This is a genomic window from Daejeonella lutea (assembly GCF_900168015.1).
Lineage (GTDB): Bacteria > Bacteroidota > Bacteroidia > Sphingobacteriales > Sphingobacteriaceae > Daejeonella > Daejeonella lutea.
In genome coordinates, this window is record NZ_FUYR01000001.1 from 1,803,208 (window position 1) to 1,822,461 (window position 19,254).

18 protein-coding genes are annotated in these 19,254 nt (G+C 45.2%); 7 read left to right on the top strand and 11 right to left on the bottom strand.

Annotated elements, in window-relative coordinates:
- Window positions 1–84: 84 nt before the first annotated feature.
- Complete coding sequence (locus B5X60_RS08045; protein WP_170878404.1) at window positions 85–444, top strand: response regulator; 360 nt, start codon at window positions 85–87, stop codon at window positions 442–444.
- A 57-nt stretch (window positions 445–501) separates the two neighbouring features.
- Here B5X60_RS08045 and B5X60_RS08050 read toward each other — a convergent pair whose 3' ends face one another.
- The 3 genes from B5X60_RS08050 to B5X60_RS08060 all read right to left on the bottom strand — a co-directional run bounded on the left by B5X60_RS08050 (window position 502) and on the right by B5X60_RS08060 (window position 5,550).
- The gene (locus tag B5X60_RS08050) at window positions 502–894 is read right to left on the bottom strand and encodes a VOC family protein (protein ID WP_079702071.1); all 393 of its coding nucleotides are present in this window, start codon (window positions 892–894) and stop codon (window positions 502–504) included.
- A gap of 112 nt (window positions 895–1,006) precedes the next feature.
- Window positions 1,007–4,591 (bottom strand): ABC transporter permease/M1 family aminopeptidase, encoded by a 3,585-nt coding sequence (locus B5X60_RS08055; RefSeq protein ID WP_221406214.1) that lies wholly within the window; start codon window positions 4,589–4,591, stop codon window positions 1,007–1,009.
- Window positions 4,592–4,611: 20 nt separating this feature from the next.
- The gene (locus B5X60_RS08060; protein ID WP_079702360.1) at window positions 4,612–5,550 is read right to left on the bottom strand and encodes an ABC transporter ATP-binding protein; all 939 of its coding nucleotides are present in this window, start codon (window positions 5,548–5,550) and stop codon (window positions 4,612–4,614) included.
- 252 nt (window positions 5,551–5,802) lie between these two features.
- On the opposite strand from B5X60_RS08060, the gene B5X60_RS08065 reads away from it, so the two are divergent.
- From B5X60_RS08065 to B5X60_RS18255, 5 genes are all read left to right on the top strand, one after another.
- Window positions 5,803–6,852: a sensor histidine kinase gene (locus B5X60_RS08065; protein ID WP_079702073.1), complete on the top strand. Its 1,050-nt coding sequence runs from the start codon at window positions 5,803–5,805 to the stop codon at window positions 6,850–6,852.
- Complete coding sequence (locus tag B5X60_RS08070) at window positions 6,818–7,546, top strand: LytR/AlgR family response regulator transcription factor (protein WP_079702074.1); 729 nt, start codon at window positions 6,818–6,820, stop codon at window positions 7,544–7,546. Before B5X60_RS08065 ends, B5X60_RS08070 begins: the two co-directional genes overlap by 35 nt.
- A gap of 145 nt (window positions 7,547–7,691) precedes the next feature.
- Window positions 7,692–10,136, top strand: a complete 2,445-nt coding sequence (locus B5X60_RS08075) for an ABC transporter permease (RefSeq protein WP_079702075.1) — start codon at window positions 7,692–7,694, stop codon at window positions 10,134–10,136.
- Window positions 10,137–10,509: 373 nt separating this feature from the next.
- A complete protein-coding gene (locus B5X60_RS08080; protein WP_079702076.1) occupies window positions 10,510–11,040 on the top strand; it encodes a hypothetical protein in 531 nt (176 codons plus the stop codon).
- A gap of 59 nt (window positions 11,041–11,099) precedes the next feature.
- Window positions 11,100–11,249, top strand: coding sequence for a hypothetical protein (locus B5X60_RS18255; protein WP_170878405.1), 150 nt, complete (start codon window positions 11,100–11,102; stop codon window positions 11,247–11,249).
- 254 nt (window positions 11,250–11,503) lie between these two features.
- On the opposite strand, the gene B5X60_RS08085 is transcribed toward B5X60_RS18255, so the two are convergent.
- From B5X60_RS08085 to B5X60_RS08120, 8 genes are all read right to left on the bottom strand, one after another.
- Window positions 11,504–11,977, bottom strand: coding sequence for a LuxR C-terminal-related transcriptional regulator (locus B5X60_RS08085; protein ID WP_079702077.1), 474 nt, complete (start codon window positions 11,975–11,977; stop codon window positions 11,504–11,506).
- A gap of 92 nt (window positions 11,978–12,069) precedes the next feature.
- Window positions 12,070–12,525 carry a DUF2231 domain-containing protein gene (locus tag B5X60_RS08090; RefSeq protein ID WP_079702078.1) on the bottom strand — a complete coding sequence of 152 codons (456 nt, stop codon included), beginning with the start codon at window positions 12,523–12,525 and terminating at the stop codon, window positions 12,070–12,072.
- Between the two features lie 96 nt (window positions 12,526–12,621).
- A complete protein-coding gene (locus B5X60_RS08095) occupies window positions 12,622–13,830 on the bottom strand; it encodes a DUF3570 domain-containing protein (protein ID WP_079702079.1) in 1,209 nt (402 codons plus the stop codon).
- Window positions 13,831–13,836: 6 nt separating this feature from the next.
- Window positions 13,837–14,067 (bottom strand): DUF4266 domain-containing protein, encoded by a 231-nt coding sequence (locus tag B5X60_RS08100; RefSeq protein WP_317043744.1) that lies wholly within the window; start codon window positions 14,065–14,067, stop codon window positions 13,837–13,839.
- Between the two features lies 1 nt (window position 14,068).
- A complete protein-coding gene (locus tag B5X60_RS08105; RefSeq protein ID WP_079702080.1) occupies window positions 14,069–15,004 on the bottom strand; it encodes an FAD:protein FMN transferase in 936 nt (311 codons plus the stop codon).
- Between the two features lie 4 nt (window positions 15,005–15,008).
- Window positions 15,009–15,440 (bottom strand): thioredoxin family protein, encoded by a 432-nt coding sequence (locus tag B5X60_RS08110; RefSeq protein ID WP_079702081.1) that lies wholly within the window; start codon window positions 15,438–15,440, stop codon window positions 15,009–15,011.
- 85 nt (window positions 15,441–15,525) lie between these two features.
- Entirely contained in the window at window positions 15,526–16,803 is a 1,278-nt protein-coding gene (locus B5X60_RS08115; protein ID WP_221406215.1) for a sensor histidine kinase, read from the bottom strand.
- 2 nt (window positions 16,804–16,805) lie between these two features.
- Window positions 16,806–17,477 carry a response regulator transcription factor gene (locus B5X60_RS08120; protein ID WP_079702082.1) on the bottom strand — a complete coding sequence of 224 codons (672 nt, stop codon included), beginning with the start codon at window positions 17,475–17,477 and terminating at the stop codon, window positions 16,806–16,808.
- A 355-nt stretch (window positions 17,478–17,832) separates the two neighbouring features.
- Between B5X60_RS08120 and B5X60_RS08125 the strand changes: the two genes are divergently transcribed.
- The gene (locus B5X60_RS08125; protein ID WP_079702083.1) at window positions 17,833–19,206 is read left to right on the top strand and encodes a L,D-transpeptidase family protein; all 1,374 of its coding nucleotides are present in this window, start codon (window positions 17,833–17,835) and stop codon (window positions 19,204–19,206) included.
- Window positions 19,207–19,254 lie beyond the last annotated feature (48 nt).

A 19,254-nucleotide genomic window follows, 5' to 3' on the forward strand; every position in this document is an offset into this window, starting at 1 on the left:
CTCAACTCTCAACCCTCAACCGTCCACCGTCAACTGTCAACCGTCCCCTCTCAACTTTCCACTTATTTATTTATCTTTGCATCCGTGAGGAAAAACTTATTTATTGTTGAACGGGATCCTGATATCCTGAACATCCTAACACATATCTTTCAGGACCATGGATATGTGGTTACACCGTTTTCGGCTGAGTTTGGAGTATTGGAAAGAATTCAGAATGAAAAGCCCGATGCGGTGTTACTTGACATTATCAGACCTACGGCAGAAAGCACCATTCTTTGCCGGGAAATCAAGGCTGATCCCGAGCTGAAGTATACACCAATTATTGCCCTATCGACACATATGGAACCGCATAAGATCCATTCGATCTGTGCTGATAAAGTTATAGGCAAACCCTTTGATATTTCAGACCTGATCGACGCTGTTGAAAGCGAGCTGGCAGAGTAGTCTTATTTCTTTAAATATTCCGTTCCTGTAAATATCCTTTACAGGAACAGGAATAAATTATTCCATTGAGAAGAGCCCGAAAGGATTTCCTTCAGTATCTACACAGATCGAACAGAATCCGAATTCGCCGATAGAAAATTTCGGACGGCTTACTATTCCCCCTGCTTCTTTGACGCGGCTTTCTTCTACGCTGGCATCTTTACATGGGAAATACACCATTGTATTGACACAATTGCCGTCTCCTTCTTTGGTGCCCGCCATTTCAATCAGTGCCCCGGATACACCCTGGTTTTCCATTGGTGAGAAAAAAGACATCTTCATTTCTTCAGGAGAATCACCGGGAGCTCCACTGTCAATAAAATTCGTCCCTAAAACCGCATGGTAGAATTTCTTTGCCCGCTCCATGTCTTTTACATAGATCTCGAACCAGCAAATAATGTTTTCGTTCATATTGATAAGTATTAGTTCATCTCATAAAGTTAGGGCATACGAGAATTTTTTAAAATGCCAAACAGGTCATGTTAGGGGGCAGTTCCGGACAAACTGATCAGGATTGACACTCTTATTTTTTCACCTCAATAAAATTATCCTTTGTATCCCAGTCAATAAGCAGGTTTGCCGGGTCTATAGCAGCGACAGCAGGTTCAGTTGGAACTGTCACCGTGATCGTCTGCTGTTTCGAATGTATAAGATACTTATCAAGATAAAGCGCCCTTCTTTCCTGAGCATTTTTTGCATGTGCATAAATCCCGATTTCAATCCAATCCCGCAGGGGAACTTCGGTTTCCCGGCCGCGGGCACTTACTAAACTTTTACGGGCATTCACTACAAAGGTCACCTCCCATTGTCCGGTTTTGGTCTTCCTGAGCTTGGCTTGCTTAGCCTCGAGGTCCCAAAAGGTGTTTCTCTTAAAGAGGTCGGCAAGCAGGTACTGCACAGAATCCGGTGTAACTGCTTCCAGTTCATGATATAGATCCAGGGAATTGGACAGGCTTTGCCCGGGCTTACTGTGCTTGTTGAGCAGATTCCTTATGGCCGTATTCACTTTGTTTCGGCCAATGTATTTACTCATCGCATACAGCGCCAGTGGGCCCTTGCGATAATTCTGGTAAAAATCAGCAGCCATCAATAGGGGAACCGCCGCACGGGTACGTGGGTTTTCGTATTCCTCGCGGAGAAAATTCAAGAGTTTTTCCAGGTGGCCGGCACCATATTTCTCCTCCATGACCCCCATTGCGGTATACCACGCCAGGCTTTCCGACAGCAAACCGGCACCTTCAAGATAGGCATATCGCAGCTGGTTGCCCCACCACTGGTGTGCAAGTTCATGAGCCACTACCGCTGTCACCAGGTCAAAACCACGCTCATCCTCCTTTGGATTTAACAGGAAGAATCCTTCCTCGGCGGTAATATTAATTGTTGATGCATGATTGCCCATTCCATACCCGGGATAGGACACAAACCGGATCTGTTTGTGGGGATAAGGACCGAATTCCCGGCTGAAGTAATCCAACGAGGCTTTAACACTGTTCACCATCAGACTGATGTTCTCGCTGTGACCCGGGTTATTTAAAATCTCAATAGCAACCGGCGGGAAGGCTGCGTTGGACGACTTCCATATCTGCCGATAACTGGCATAGTTCGCTGAAAAGAAAAAGTACTCATTCCGGATCAGCGCATCTGAAGCGTAGTGAAAGTACTTCCGTTTGCCTTTCGTCCAGGTTTTGCGCAATGTTCCGGGTGCGACCGCCAACTGATCAGCATCAGTAACGACGACTGCATTAAACTTGATGTGCTCTGCGAACGGCGCATATTTCCTCGCCTGCAGGTCATATAGCGAAGCATTAGTCTGGCGGGCAGCAAGCTGAAACTCTTTACGTTTACCAGCTTCATCAAGTTCGCGGTAGGGCTGATAACCAATGACAGGCAGATGCTCCCGATTGCTGAAATTTGTACCCTTATTTTTCACTATCTGGATCTCCCCATTATTCGTGAACCCGCGCGCCTGGTGCTCAACAAGAAAATTCATCCGGAGCGAGTCGCCCGGAGAAAGTGATTCCTGAAGTGTATAGATCAATACACCTGCTTCCCGGTCAGTTGCAAGCAGCTTTGCCGCAGGGCTAAAGTTTATTCCGTTAGTTTCCGACAGATCGGATACTGCAACTAATATCGTGTCAATTGATACCGGGCTCCTGTTCACTAATTGATAGTTCCCCCTCGCGGTGAACTGCCTTTTGCCAGGGAATATTTCAACGTGCAGGTCGACGTCGGCTACAAGGGGTTGAGCCAGGTTTCTGTACCGGCCATAACGGTGTTCATATTCCGCCCGCCCGGCAGTAATGTCCGTGGATGGGACGTACTCATTGAGGATGTTAGTATTGTAATAGATAAAGCCACCTGTCAATACCACAAGAGCAACTGCAGCAGAAAGTCCAAAGGCAGTTTGGCGCGAAAAGCGCCGCCGCATCTGCTGCAGACGTGCTCCCAGGCTCGTCTCCCTGCTGCGAACCCAAAGCAGTTTAGCAATCACGGCGAGCAAAAGCGACCAGCCTATCCAATAAGCCTTAAACCAAAGCCATGCTGATACAGACTGAAACCCGCCCATGCTGGTGTAGGACCATTCCGGACTGGCACTAAATATCAGCAGTTTATGTTCCAAACCGAGATTTGCGGCATAAACGATACATGCAAAAACAATGAGGGAAACCAGGTGGGCAACATATTTCTGATTTATCAGCACATGCAAAAACAGGATCAAGGCCGCAAAAATCAGACATTCGATCAGCTGAAAGCCAAAAAGAGTTTTCAGGTATAGCGACGGCTCCAAGCTGGCTCCCCCTATGGCGAGCTGGGCTAAAATCCCTGCTGTCGTCAAAAATACCAACCAGCAAATAAGCATAAGTGCTAGCGCCAGGAACTTACTCACGAATAATACCCAGTTAGGTACAGGTGCCGGGTTTAACAGCTCGGCAACACCGCTTTCCCTTTCCCGCCATAGGAGCTCACCCGCATAGAAAATAGTTAGCAGATAGATCAGGATCCAGAACTTCCCCGGATTAGTAAGCGGGCCATTTAAGAGGAGCAATACCTGGTCAGTTGATGCCAGCAGGGGCACACCCTTGGCTTTTAAGTTTCCTGGCATCGCCGCCCCGACGATAAGCGCAATAAAAGCCAGGAGATAAAGTCCCGAACCCTTTTTAGCAATCGCCATAAACGACTGAGATACCATGACCCTTAGCTGCTGAAACCCTGCAGCCAGATTAAAATCGCCGCTTTCTAATGGTAACGATGCTGTACCACGCCAGTCGAGCAGCGCTGAATCAGTCCTGCTATCAGCATTTACACTTTTTTTAGCACTGCCAACAGAAGCAGGGCTTGTGAACTGAAAACGGAAATATGCGAAGGCAAGCACTGAAAGAGATATACCCAGCCAGACTAAGCGATTTGCCAGAAAGATCCCCTCGAGTTCAATCAGGCGGGTATTCAATTCAATGGTGCTCCAGGAACTTTGTTTAGCGAGGACGGGGGTCAATCCCATCGGATCTATCAGGGTGCCCAAATCCCGCATGGCCAATGGACCATCTAACACCTGCCCCAGGATATAAGCGGCGACAAAAAGAATTGCTCCCCCAAGGAAACTTGCCATTGATTTCCGTGTGACCGCAGCCAGGGCAAATTGTATACTGGTCGCAAAGAACGCGTTCGGCAGAACCAGGAAGAAGTATGTGCTCAGGTAAGTAGCCGGCCTGAATGTACCGAGAAGCTCAGCCTCTATGCCAGTAAAGTACATGGTCAGCAAAATACCCAGTGGGATACCGGTCAGAATAAAGCCGTTCAGCAGAAAAGCGGCAAGCAATCGCCCGCCGAGGTACACCGATTTGCGGGCAGGGCTGGTATAAGTCAGTGAAAACATCCGCGTTTGCACATCTCTCGCGGCCGCATCCCCCGCTACTGCCCCACCGATCAAAAGCCAGAAAGTACAGCATAAAACCGTGACACAGCCAACGATCACCGGGGCATTCACAAGGTGATATCCATCACGTGCGTCATGAACAAAATTTCCCTGGACCAGTAAGAAAGCCAGAACCATCATCACCAAAAAATACAGCCAGGTAGAAACTTGCCTTAACTGGTAGCTGAGCTCCATCAGCAAAATCTTTCGAAACTTCATGACTGCACCTCCCCTGCTTGCTGAAGTTCGGTCCTGCGCCCATGAAAACCGGTCATGGCACTGAAATAAATATCTTCCAGGTCCGGATGCTGCTGTTCAAAGCCAGCACCGGGGTCTGTTTGGCTATACACATGCACTATGGTGCGCCCGCCCAATAGTTTAGCAGAAATCACCTGATGTTCATTTGAAAGATCATTCAGCTGATCTTTATCAATAAGCTTACGCCAGATCTTACCCTGCAGATCTGCGATAGCCTGATCGGGTTTTGCCTCCAACAGTATTTTGCCTTTGTCGATTATGGCCATGTTTGTACACAGCTCCGAAACGTCTTCGATAATATGAGTCGAGAGGATTACAACACTCTGTTCACCCAGCTCACTCAGCAGGTTCAGGAAGCGCACCCGCTCTGCCGGATCTAATCCCGCGGTAGGCTCATCAACGATCAGCAGGCGGGGATTACCAAGGAGTGCTACAGCCACCCCAAAGCGCTGCCGCATGCCGCCCGAATATCCGCCCAGCTTTTGCCGGCGCTTGTCCCACAAATTGGTTTGTTTAAGCAGCCGTTCGGTTACTTCTTTTCGGGAAGCCCGGTTCGCAAAACCCTTAAGCACGGCAAAGTAATCCAATAATTCTTCGGCCGTACTTTTCGGATATACGCCGAACTCCTGGGGCAGGTAGCCCAAAGTTTGACGTATTTGATCTTTTTGCCTGATCACATCCAGTCCTCCCAAAAAAATTTCCCCCTGGTCTGGCTCCTGTAAGGTAGCCAGCGTCCGCATCAATGTTGATTTACCCGCCCCGTTCGGGCCCAGCAGTCCAAACATCCCCGGAGGAATAGTTAGTGACACATTATTTAAAGCATGAACGCCATTTGCATAAGTTTTTGAGACGTTCCGTATCGTCAGATCTTGTGCGTGTTCGCTGATATTTTTCATTCTATGCTGTCTATTTAAATGCAAGCTGACCAAGTCTTTGTTCCTTGTTCTTTGCTCTTTTTTCTTTCTCCAAAACAACCATTCCTCACCCCCATCCCCAAACCCCATATACCGATCCCGTAAACTAATCGACCAAGCCCTGCTTTGCATCCGCGAAAAAGCTGGCAGGCTCATTCAGCACTTTCGCAGATCGGAAGAAGGCAACTGTCGAGAAGGTTATTAAAGAATAGCCGGAAAAAATACCTTTGTCCTATGCATCGAATTAAAAGGGTATTCCGCAATGTCCATATCGTTCTTTGGGTTTTGTTTGGCCTGCTCGTAGCTCTCCAACTCAGCCAGGATCGGCCGAGTAGCGAGCACTGGCTTACCATGACCACAGGGATCATGCTGACCACCCTTTATGTTTTTTACAGCCATTTTATTCTTCTCAAACAATTTTCCGGCAAAAAGAAACGGCGTCCTTACTTTCTCAGGCTGGGTTTGATCATCCTTACGGGGAACCTACCCTTCCTGCTATTTCATCATGTAAAATTTGACACATTCTTCCTCTTCTTCAACTACTACATTATCAGCCTCATCTCTATGGTACCTGTTTTCGTGTTCCTTAGCTGGCTGGCGCGGGTCACCGAAAACCTCGTGATAAATACATTTAAAAAAGAGCAGTTGGAGAAGCAGGCCGTGGAAGCCGAGCTTTATTATCTCAAATCGCAGATAAACCCACACTTCCTTTTCAATACCTTAAACAATATCCACACACTGGTATATAAGCAGGCTCTGGCAGCTCCTGAGGCTGTACTTCAACTGGCATCGCTCATGCGCTATATGATCTACGAATCGAATTCCCCACTGGTGCCGCTCAGTCGTGAAATGACTTATCTGCAGGATTACATGAGCTTACAGCAGCTGAAATATAAAAATTCACCCGTAGTTGACCTGCAGGTGGAGGGTCTTACTGACAGCTGCCATATCGCACCGCTTTTGTTTATACACCTACTGGAAAATGCCTACAAGCACAGCCCTGCACGCCTCGAACCAGGAGAGGTGAAAGTGAACATGAAAATCACCGGAGATACTCTTACCTTCATGGTACAAAACCCTGTTAGCACCAATCCGGGTAGAAAGGTTGATGAACCGGGCGGAATCGGCCTGCCGAATGTCAGGAAACGGCTGGCGTTATTATATCCCGGCAAGCACTCTTTAGAAGCAAACAACTCCGGCGGGACATTTACTGTAAAACTCAAAATCCAAGGCCTCAAATTAATGGCTCATGAAAAAGAAGCTGACCTGTTATATCATAGATGATGAGTACCTCGCCCAGGAGATCCTCGAAGAATATGTGAGCAAGGTTCCCTTTCTTGAACTGAAGGGCACTTTCTCAAGCCCCCTTGAGGCTGCTGAGCAGTTAAAGAACGATAAGCCAGACCTCCTCCTGCTCGACATTAACATGCCTGACCTGGATGGGCTCAGCTTCATTCCTATGCTGAACCCGCGACCGATGATCATTCTGACCACTGCCTACGACCAGTATGCGCTGAAAGCCTATGAGCTGGAAGTGATAGATTATCTGGTAAAGCCCTTCTCCTTTGAACGATTTTACAAGGGAGTTCTGCGGGTGTACCAGGATCACAGCAGTAAACAAGCACCTGAGCAGAAAGCCAACCTGACCGAAAGCAAACCCGATCAGGACTACATATTCCTGAAAGTTGGCCACCGCATCCAACGCATCGACATCCGCGATATCCTCCTGATCGAAGGCATGAAAGACTACCTCCGGGTTTCGACGGCTTCTGAAAAGATCATGACGCTGACCAGCTTTGCCAAACTCGAAGAACTTCTGCCGGCAAATAATTTCGTCCGCGTACACCGTTCCTTCATGGTTGCAATGGACAAAATCGATCATATTGAAAAAAACAGGATCCGAATCGCTGATCAGATCATTCCGATCAGTGACACGTATTCTGAGGCGTTTTATAATAAGCTGAAGGGCTTGTCATAATACTGGCGCCCGTCCTTAATCGAACATATACTGTCCGAATGTGAACAGCACTTCCGCGAATCTACACCCAAGGTGCTGAAAATAAAGGCTTTAAAATATTGGCACTGGTTTAGGTATGCTGGCTTGAACGATAGATGATCACCGTATGATAAAGAATTACTTAAAAACCGCCTGGCGTAATTTATTCAGCAACAAGCTTTATACCCTCCTGAATATCGCAGGGCTGACTTTTGGCATCACCTGTTTCCTGCTTATCGGGCTGTATGTTTTTGATGAACTAACATTTGATCAGCAACATAGCAAAGCAAAGCAGATTTACCGGGTTGTACAGCATATAAATACTAAGGGTGAAGCAAGTATCATCGGTTCTGCAAGTCACACTCTCGCTGAGCAATCACGATCATCCATTGCTGAGATCGAAAACACGACTAAGATCAGATTTATCGGCCGGGATAATCTTGTAAACCCACAAAATCCGGTGAATAACCAGGAGACAATAGCCATGGCCGATGAACGGTTTCTGCAAGTTTTCGACTTCCCCCTGCTCTACGGCAATAAGGATGCTGCGTTAAAAGAGCCAAATTCTATCGTTGTGGATGAAGAGCTGGCAAAGAAATTATTTAACAGTACGGATGTGCTGGGGAACACCCTGGTGTTTAATTTTCTTCAAGAGCCTTTAAAAATTACCGGGGTATTGAAAAAACTACCCGCAAACTCTAGCCTGAGATTTAATTTACTATTATCAGATGCCACAATTAAAAATGAGGGTCCGGTTGACTGGCTCCGAAACGATTATAACGTTTTCACGGTGCTGGAAGAAGATACCGATGCAAGCCTTGTCGGGACTAAACTGACAAAACTGGTTCTTGATAAAATTCAACCGGAGTTAGGAACAAGCTTTTCGTTCAGTCTGCAGCCCCTGAGCGATCTCCATCTCAAATCCTCTGAAATTAGGGATGGGGCCAGGAACTCAAATGTCGATCCAATGCCCCGCGGAAGCCTTTTATATATCAAAATATTTTCATTTATCGCTTTCTTCGTGCTGCTTATTGGTGGTATAAATTACATGAATCTAACTACTGCACGGGCATCTAACCGCTTGAAAGAAATTGGTGTACGCAAGGTTGCCGGCGCTATGCAGGGGCACCTGATCAGGCAATTTCTTATAGAATCATTGATGCTAACCTTTATTTCTTTTGCGCTGGCTGTAATCGTATTAAATCTTGCCCTGCCGGCTTTTAATACGTTCACGAGCAAAGAATTGTCCCTGGGCTTTTCAACAGATTTTAAAATTTGGCTGTATGCGCTGGCGTTTACGGCATTAACAGGGATTTTAGCCGGCACCTATCCTGCATTCTTGCTTGCTCGCTTCAAACCCGTTTCTTTAATGAAAGGGTTAAACCTGCACTCAAACAAAGATGTATCCTTAAGGAAAGTACTGGTGGTATTCCAGTTCACGATCTCAACGGTGATGATCTTTGCTACAATTATTCTTTACCAGCAGGTTCAGTTCCTGAATCAAACCAATCTCGGTTTCGATAAGGATCTCCTGGTGGTTATTGATGTGAATTCCGGTAAAGCAAGATCAAATTTTGAAATGGTGAAAAATGAGATGATGAAGATCCCTTCCGTAAAAAGTGTGTCAGTGTCATCAAGGGTTCCCGGAGAGTGGAAAACGTTTATGAACGTCAAGATCAAACCACGAGGCAGCTCAGATGATCACCGGATTGCATTTTTCGTGGGGGCAGATAAAGATTTTACAAAAACCTTCGGTGTTCATCTCCTGGATGGAAGGACTTTTGATACTGTGAATGATTCAGCCTCTGTCATTCTTAATGAAACGGCAGCAAAGATGCTGGGTATTACACGGGCTGATGAGCAATTAGTTGAGATCCCTTCAGCTGCCAGCGGCGGATTATCTTACCAGGCCATCTCAGATTCAAATCTTCCGTTTGAAGCCAAAGTAATCGGTATTGTCAAAGATTTTCATTTTCAATCGCTAAGAGATAAAATTGAACCGCTGGTACTCGCATACAACCAAAATCCGGTGCAACCGATAGATTACTTTACAGCTAAAATTTCATCTTCAGATGTTAAAGGCAGCCTGAGCAAGTTAAAGGAAGTAATGCTGAATAATGATCAGCAAGATCCTTTTGAGTATAACTTCCTCGATGACCAGATTGCAAAGTTCTACATCGAAGATCACAGGCGTCAAACCATGATTATCTGGGCAGCATTATCCAGTGTTTTTATTGCTTGCCTGGGCTTGTTCGGCCTGGCTACATTTTCTGCAATGCAACGGGTTAAAGAAATCGGAATACGCAAAGTACTGGGAGCGGATGTTCTTGGATTGGCTGCCCTCTTATCAAAAGATTTCCTGAAACTGGTATTAATAGCAATCTGTATCGGTTTTCCGCTTGCCTGGTGGGGAGCAAACAAGTGGCTGCAGGAATACGCATATCATATAGATGTAGAATGGTGGATGTTCGCCGCTGCGGGTTTCCTCGCCATTTTGACAGCCTTGTTAACGACAAGTTTCCAGGCGATTAAAGCGGCCCTCTCAAGCCCGGTCAGGAATTTAAGGAGTTGAGATGGAGGATTGGAATGGAAGTGAGAGGCAGGAAGAATGAAGTATCAGGTATCAGGTATCAGGTATCAGGTAGAAAGTGCGGGTAGGCAGCGTGAACTAGGATGCTCAAGTATATCGGTTCTTCATGTCAAATCTTGATAACTCAGATTTCGTTTTACATTGCCGCCCTTTGTTCCCCGCCGGCGGGGGTTGGGGGTGGATATGAGTCTTTGCGTCAGTCTTCTCAATCGGGAAAGCTTTCCCCAATTGGGGAATTCTATCCCAATAATTTTTCTGGCATCTCAGAAAAAAAACGCATTTGGAGTCTTAAAAACGCATTTTCCATTTTGGACCCGCCTTTGTCTTAGTAGATGCAAATACCGAAAGACAAAAAATGAAAAAGATATTCGCACTAATCGCATTCGTTACTCTAATAAGTTCAGCATCATTTGCACAAACAGCAAATCTGAACATCACCTTATCTGATGTTCTTTCATTCTCAGTAACTCAGCCCGCTGCTCTTACTGTAAACTTTGATACAGAAGAAAAATACACCAATGGTATCACTGCTTTAGCAACTGATCATATCAGTGTTGTCAGCTCTAAAGGATTTGTTGTTAAAGCAATCGCCGGAACAGTAACTGGGACTGCAGCATTAACTCCCGGCTCAGTAAAGCTGACTTCAGCAATCGGAACTACTAACGCAGGAAATACTGCCGGCATCACTTACGGGTCAGGAGTTACCTTACCAGCATCAGGTGGTACAGCAGCAACAATCGTTACAGCAACGTCTTCATCTTGGAACGGCTCTAACTCAACAAATAAATTCAATGTTTCTTACCTGATCGGTGCTAATGGTGCTTATGCAGGAAAGACGACTGGTGCGAATGTGATACCGGTGGTTTATACGGTGACGCAACCTTAAACAGTTGAGAGTTGACAGTTGACGGTTGACGGTTGAAAGTGGAGAGTTGAGAGTGGAAAGTGGAAAGTGGCTGGGCGGAGAGCACAGGAAAAAGTGGAAAGTGGAAAGTTGAAAGTGGAAAGTGGAAAGTGGAAAGTGGAAAGTGGAAAGTGGCTGGGCGGAAAGTACAGGAAGAAGGTGTAAGAGGAAAGGTGACATTTGATGGTTGACGGCTGAGGTGAAAGGTGGAAGAGGAGAGTTGAAAGTGGAAAGCGGAAAGCCGAAAGAGTTGGGCGGAGATACACAGAAAGACACAAAAGATATAATTAAAGAATTTTCATAGGTTAATAGGTTTAGTTGAAAGGGTTCCTGGGAGGAGCCCTTTTTTGTGGGAAATGCTAACGTTTTCCGGACATTACATCTACCCTTCCTATAGTTTGACAATTAAGCTATGTCTTCGGATATAGCTTTTTATTATTCTTTATTACTCATTAATCATGAGCTTCCCTGCCATCGCAAATTTGATCAGGGCAGCGCTGTTACGGGCTCCTGTTTTTTGAAGCAAAGTACCGCGATGCCCTTCCACGGTTCGTTTACTAGTAAATAAACGGTCGGCTATTTCCTGGTTGGTCAGGCCATCCCCTATCAAATTGAGGATCTCCAGTTCCCTGCTTGTCGAATGCACCCTGTCAACGCTTAGCTGTTTCCATCTCTCCGGGGTCAGGAGCGCAAAGCCGATCGAGCTCGCCAAAAAACGCTTTCCTTCAGCGAGGCGTGTAATAGCCAGTACCAGCTCTTCAACAGGATCTGTTGCCAGTACATAGCCATCAGCACCCGGGTGGAGGGCACTAACTACGCTGTAGTCCGGGTCAAGACTGGCCATCACAAGAATCTTTGCCCCCGACTTTGACCTCAGCTCTGAATAGTTAAATCCCTGCAGATCGGCAAAGCTTAACACCAGCACTATAACATCAACCTCCCATACCGTTCTACCCTTATCTTATGGAGTCGCAACTCGTGGATCATGCGAACACTCTACATGCGCGTTTATCAGGAATCGTGCAGTGCCTGATTAACCTCAGAATGCCTGATCATGCCACCGAAATATCCGGTTCTGGCTACTAGTGCGAAACTAATAATAGAAAAGACCAAAATGAAAATGGATAGGGTTCGTTTGTAAGCAATCAATCTGGCATTAAATACCACGCCAATCAGGGCCAAAAGGCCTAATATAGCTAATGAGATGAGTGCAAGTTCTGCGGCTTCCTCGTGAGTTTTAATAACTTGCTCTGAAACTCCCTGAAGGTGCTCGGCAACCTCTTCCGCCGATTCCCCGGTAAGGTAAGCAATTACACCGCCTATAGAAGAAATGACCAGAACCCAGTACGATGCAATCACGGTTGAATGGCTGTCGGTGTATAAGCCATAAATTAGCACAAATGTTCCTAATAATGTTCCAACTATAGGTAAGTGGGTTATTAGTAAGTGAAGGTGGGTAAGGTCCATGGCTGCGCGATTAATTTCGTAAATGGATTATTTTGGAAATTCATTGTTACAATAATACCAGGCAAATTTGTAGGAACTCTGGAGTTCCTAATTTCTTTATTTCACTTTAAAATTCAGCGTAATTACATCAGAAGTAAGACCTGAAGACCTGTTATAATGACCATATCTAATTTCAATCATATTTAGGTGCTGCAGTCCCAGTACACCTTTAGGCGGAGCCATTCGAATTCCTGCCCCGAAAAAATTACTATTTAAGGATGCCAGATCATAATCACTGGTGTAAAATTCTGCTGAAGGACTGTGTTGCCCGTACGCTGCAAAATATTTAGTTCCTTCCTGCTTGCTATAGCGATAGAAGGGGCTAAGGGAAATAAAGGGCGATAGTTTAACCGGAACTTCCAACTCCGCAGTATGAGCTTTAATACCCCAGGAATCCATATAGTACCGATAGAAACTTCGGACTATTAAATTCTCGGCAGCAAAATAATTCAACCGCGCCGCTATAGGAAACCTTGTCCTGTTGTCAGGGAGGGTTTCTGCCCTCACAGATCCGTCGGTGAAGTAATCGCGCTGGTATTTTGTCGCTAGAAGGCCCTGCTGATACGCTGGTTCCAAAATTAAAAGCGCCTGCAGCTTTTCATTGATAACCTGCGATACGGAGAACGATGTATTGAAAGAATTTCTAGGGCTTGACTGGCCATCGCGATGAGTGCCGCCACTGCGGCCACGGAGCTCGACGGGAAGTATCACTTTCCAGGTATCCATGAAGGCCTGCATCTTAAAGTCAAACTGAGTGTTTTTGTCTTTTGATAGTCGGGTCAGATTGAAACCCGCTCCGATTGATTGATAATCATATTCATGAGACAATGAACCTGTAAATCCAAAAGAATTGCCGGTTTGTTCGTTGCTGCGCGTCCAGTTCAAGGTAGGATAAATACGGGTATCGGCGCTGGATGCCGACGATATAGTATTGGGGTCTATTTTATCAGAAGATGCCGACGTATAATGGTCGATTCCCAGCTCTAAAAAGAAGGTGTTTTTCTTCCCGGCTTTATTATATTTTGACAGTTGAAGATCAATTGTATTGGCAAAATCACTTAATTTCTCCGTTCCCAGGCCTCCTGTAACTGCTGAGTTATTACCTTCCTGATGATAATAAGCGGATACCAGATTTACCTCATCTAACTTAAGTTTCCTGCTTACATAACCGGTGGTATCCCGGGGCTCAGCAGTGGATTTAACCTGCCCCCTCACTCCTACGATTCCCAGGAACAGCAGCAGAACGTTTAAAAATACCTTTTTCATAAACTACTAATTACACCCGCAGCCACCACCGCTCTTGCCCCCATTAGCTCCTGAACTGCCTTCGCGATACAATTGGAAGCTTTGTTCAAATTTCTGAGCCGTCCTGGCAGATAAATTCATCTCCGCATCATTCAGCTTGTTCTTTTGGTAAGGCTTTACTGCCACGCATGAGCTTAAGCCATTTATAACAAAAACAGCTAAAGCTATTTTCAAAGCATTTTTCATCACTGGTTCCATGTTAATTTTTCAAATGAATATTGTTGGTGGTATGCACATGATTGTTTTCATCAACTATTATACATGCCACGTTTGTGAGCTGATTAATAAGATCCAAACCGATCTCTCTCCCCATCACCGTCACAGGAGTCGCAAGGGCATCGGCCAGTTCAGCGCTTGGGCAGATCACGCTGACACTTTTGATACCATGCACCGGCATACCTGTCCTGGGATTAATTGTATGTGAATACCTTTTCCCATTAATTGTTGCAAACTTCTCATAATTGCCCGAGGTTGCAATGGCCATATCACTGACATTAAGAGAAGAAAAAGGATGACCTTTTTTATCCGGATCGGCAATTCCTATAGTCCATGGCTTTTCGTTTGGCTGCTTTCCCCACGTGATCAGGTCGCCCGCAGCATTAACAATTCCGCTTCGTATTCCCGCATTTTTAAGAATGATCTTTGCCCTGTCTGCCGCGTATCCTTTTCCAATACCACCAAAGCCAATTCTCATTCCTGGGTTTTTCAATTGAACTGTATTATTCTCTGGGTCGACAATTACATTTTTGTAATTGATCAGATGCACACTCTGAAGAGCAAGATCGGGGTCGGGCAAGGCTGTCATTTTCACATCAAAATTCCAGAGACTCTTATCCAGCGAACCGTAGGTGATATCAAAAGCTCCCTGCGTTATTTCAGATATTTTCTGGCTTCGCAGGATAAGTTCAATCACTTCTGTTGAAACCTTTATCGGCATTGAGCCTGCGTTCTGATTTATAAGATTTGTTTCGCTGGTTTCCTTAAAGGTTGACAGGAGCTCTTCGATCCGTATCACTTCGTTGATCGCAGAATCAATAGCATCCTGCCCCTGCTGCTCATCTTCTGCCAGAACAGTGAACTCAAAACGGTTGCCCATCAGTTTCAGAATTCGCTTACAAGAGACAAGGTTTTGCATATAACTACTTTGAATCGAACTTCGAAATTTCCTTTACAAATTCCGGGGCAGTCGCTTTCGGCAAACCGTCCCAGGATTTAAGAACCTTACCATTTTCATCTACCAAAAGAGTATAAGGAAATTTGCCGGCAGGATTATATTTCTCGGCTAGCGCCTCATTTAATTTAATTTGCTCAGCAGCAGGTTTGTTCTTTTTTTGACGTGGAAAATCGGCACGAACAAGCAGCAGATTTTTGCTGGCATAATCGGTAAAGGCTTCCGACTCAAATATTTCCTTTTTCAGGCGGATGCATGGCCCACACCAGTCGGAACCTGAGAAATTAATCAGGACATTTTTGTCGGAGCTTTTTGCCTGCTTCAATACTGTAGTAATGTTTCCGTTCCACACAACCGGTGTCGCGAACGCAAAAAGCAATGATATAAGAAGAATTTTCATGATTAAGATTTAATAAGGAGGAATGATCCTAACCTGTTCCTCCAAAGTTCCAATCGAATTCTGGAGGAAACATGAAGTTTTGATTTTATTTTAAACTTCCCGGCGAAACCTCAGGCTTGAATGTAACGATGAAGCAATGATCGCCACGTTTAAACTCATATGTGAGCCTCATTCCATGCTTTGAAGAAATTTGCCTTAAGATTGAGAGACCGAGGCCGGTACCTTCAGAATCCCTGCCTTTTGAAAAACGATCGAAGACCGATTCATCCAATTCGGGCTGATTGCTGGTATTACGAAAGATCAGCGCTTCATGACTCAGTATTATTGAAATACTTCCCCCCTCATAGTTATGCCGGATGGCATTGCTAAAAAGATTGTTTACCATAATTTCCAAAAGCTGCCTGCTGCCAAATACGCTAACAGCTTGAAAATTTTTAAAGACAGTGAGATCTCTTTCCTGAATGAGTTCCCTGAAATAAACGATACTGTCTTCGATCAGCTCCATTAAATCAACAGTTTCTTTTTCCCCCATCAGGTCGTTATCGATTTTTACCAGCAACAAAAGTGACTGGTTCAGTTTCGTTAGACGCGAGGTGGCCCTGTAGAGATCAATCAATGTGTCGCTCTCCTCTTTACCAAGAGTGTTGGACTGCAGCAATGTATCGAGTTTAGCGTTAATTACCGCCAGCGGAGTCATCATCTCATGGGAAGCATTTTCAGTGAACAGCTTTATTTCTTGGAAATCAGAACGGACTTTTAAAGAAATGTCAAGGATCGCATTATTGAGCTCTTGAAACTCCAGGATGGGAGTGCTGATAGTTTCGTACGGCCTCTCCTTGTTCAGATTAAATGACTTAATATTTTCCAGCAACTGACGGAACGGATCCCACAAGCGACGCATCAAAAGCCGGTTGATCACAAGAAGAATAAGAAGCAATACTAAAACGGGAATTATAATGACAAGCAAAATTGTCATGACCTGGTTCTGGCTTTCAACCTTCGATGTAATGATTGTAACGTTGTAAGGTCCATCCTGCAGCTTAACACCTGTTTTCAGATATCTTGCCGATTCGGTGATCTGCTTTTTTGGGTTAAAAAAAACAGTGTCTGCAAAAATTTTGATGTTACGGAATTTTTCGACCTTTCGATACTCAATAACCAGGTCTTTAAATAGTATGGGTGCAGGATGGATATTCATCTTATGATCGTAATCCTGCACTTCCAATAATTCCTCCAGCAAATAATTATCGATCTGCTTATTAAGATAATAACTGAGTGTCTGATAGAATAAGGATCCGATAACCAGCAGGCCAAAAAATCCGATGAGCAATAAAACTCTGTTATACTGGGTAAACAGCTTCATACTCATTGAAATTTATATCCAACACCGTACACCGATTGGAAATAATCCCTGCAGCCAGCATCGGTAAGCTTTTTTCGGATGTTTTTAATGTGCGTATAGATATAATCAAAACTGTCAGCCATATCAGCATTATCACCCCAAATGTGAACCGCTGCGGCAGCCTTCGAAATTACTTTTGATTTGTTCGAAACAAAATATAATAAGAGGTCGAACTCTTTTCTGGTAAAATACACGGTCACACCGTACACTTTAATTTCCTTTGCCAGCACATCAATTTCAATTTCATTGAAGGAAATAATATTATTTCCTTTTTGTTGCCTCCTCCTAACCACGGCGTGTATCCTGGCATAAAGTTCTGATAAATGAAAAGGTTTAACCAGGTAATCATCGGCACCCAGGCTTAAACCCTCAATTTTTTGTTCTATTGAATCCCTGGCAGAAATAATGAGCACACCATCTTCCTTCTGCTCTTTGCGTAGAAAACGAAGTAGATCCAATCCTTCACCCCCGGGCAATCCGAGGTCCAGCAGGATGCAATCGTATTCATATATAGCAATCTTCTGGTAAGCATTATCAAAATTCCCGGCGATATCACACACATTTCCCTCAGCGGTTAAATACTTTTGTATACTGCTTCTCAGGCTGGCTTCATCTTCAATGATCAGGAGCTTCATCCCGTAAATATGATAATTAATTTTGTGGAGAGTTTGAAGTTCATCTGTTAATCGGCGTGTTAACCATTTGGTGTTCCGGCAAGGCAATGTCCTCATTTATCATCGTCTTCACCAGATCGATTCCGTACATGCAATTTAACCAGTTCGTACCAAATAAGCGACAGGAAAACCAAACCCGCCTGATGTACTCTGCAAAGGAAGTGCAGCGCTGTGATCAAGAAAATCTCACCCTGACTAAACAAAATCCCACCCCATCAGTTGTATAACAGATGGCTACAAGGCGTATAAACGGATATGCTAGAAACCCCAATCTCATCAATTGAAATTCCTTCAAGATTTTTTATAGTTCAACCTTATGAATATATCCAATTTTTTTCCAAGCATCATATACCGCCCGGTGATCTTTTTCGGGCTAATTGGTTTACTCGCATCGTGCGATGATCAAAAAACGACCTCAACAAATGCTACACAGGCCCCTCCGCCACCAGTCAAAACTGACACGACAAGCAGGGTCCAGGACTTCAGCCTCACGCTGCCTGTGCTTAACGCACTCTTCATTGAAGAAGGATTTAAACAACAATTGAAAACAGAGCTGGAGATTACAGACGAACAGATCAAGCAGTTAGAAACCGCAGCTGGTGAAGCCGTAGCAGAATTAAGTGAAGGTGGAACAAACTACCTGGGCTCGGCACGTGCCGCCCGGAAGCAATCGGAGGACGAGATCCGCCGTATTCTTGGGGAGGAGAAAGCTGAATCTTTAGCCCGGCTGGTGGCCTATCGCTATGCCGGTGGGGATATTGAAGGCTTATTCCCAACAACACCTAATGCAGTGCCAAATGATACCCGGGTTGTGATCAACGCACCGGCTTTCAGGATGGATGTTTTTCAGCAGGGAAAACTGGTAAAAACCTATAAGATTGGTATTGGCTATCCCGAATTCCCCTTACCGACCGGAATGCGCAAAGCCGAAAGTATCATTTTTAATCCCACCTGGACCCCACCCGATGAGCCATGGGTAAAAGGGAAGTTCCAGCCGGGCAGAAAGGTAGCTGCAGGCAGTAAATTAAATCCGCTGGGCGTTATTAAGATCCCTATCGGTTTGCCTTCACTGATCCACGGTGGAAAAGACAAAGAAAAACTCGGCAATTTTGCTTCCCATGGCTGTGTGGGCTTGACGAATGAGCAGGTTCAAGACTTTACTACGATGCTCGGACAACTCGGGGGCTCTTCTGTAACAGCAGAGCAGATCAGCAATTTTGAGAAACAACCAAAAAAGACTGAAACGATAAAACTTTCTACACCTGTGCCAATTGAGCTCCGGTACGAAACCATCGTTGCCGAAAATGGCAGTATCCATATCTTCCAGGATGTGTATGAACGCGGAACTAATACGGTAGCCGACCTTGTGCGTATCCTGCAGGTCTACGGTGTAGATTATCAAAAGCTAAGCCCTGCAGAAAAACAGTCGCTAACCACAGCTTTGACGGAAATGAATCTTGATTCAAACGGAAATCCGATAGCCGAACAAAGCAGCTCAACAGATACAACTTTAGCAAGTACAGGTTCCACAACTCCAGCTAAAGATGGTGTAGCTGCCAGTAAGCAGCAGGGAGCGAAGACCGGCAAGGTAACCCGTAACGTCACGGGAATAAAAGAGTTGTCGGTTCCGATTGCAGCACTTAAAGGAAAGGGATATCCGGCTGCGGTTATGTTAAATGCAGGAGAGTAAAGGGTTTCAGCGGGGATTTGCAGGGCAATCCAGGTCGGGGAGATGTAT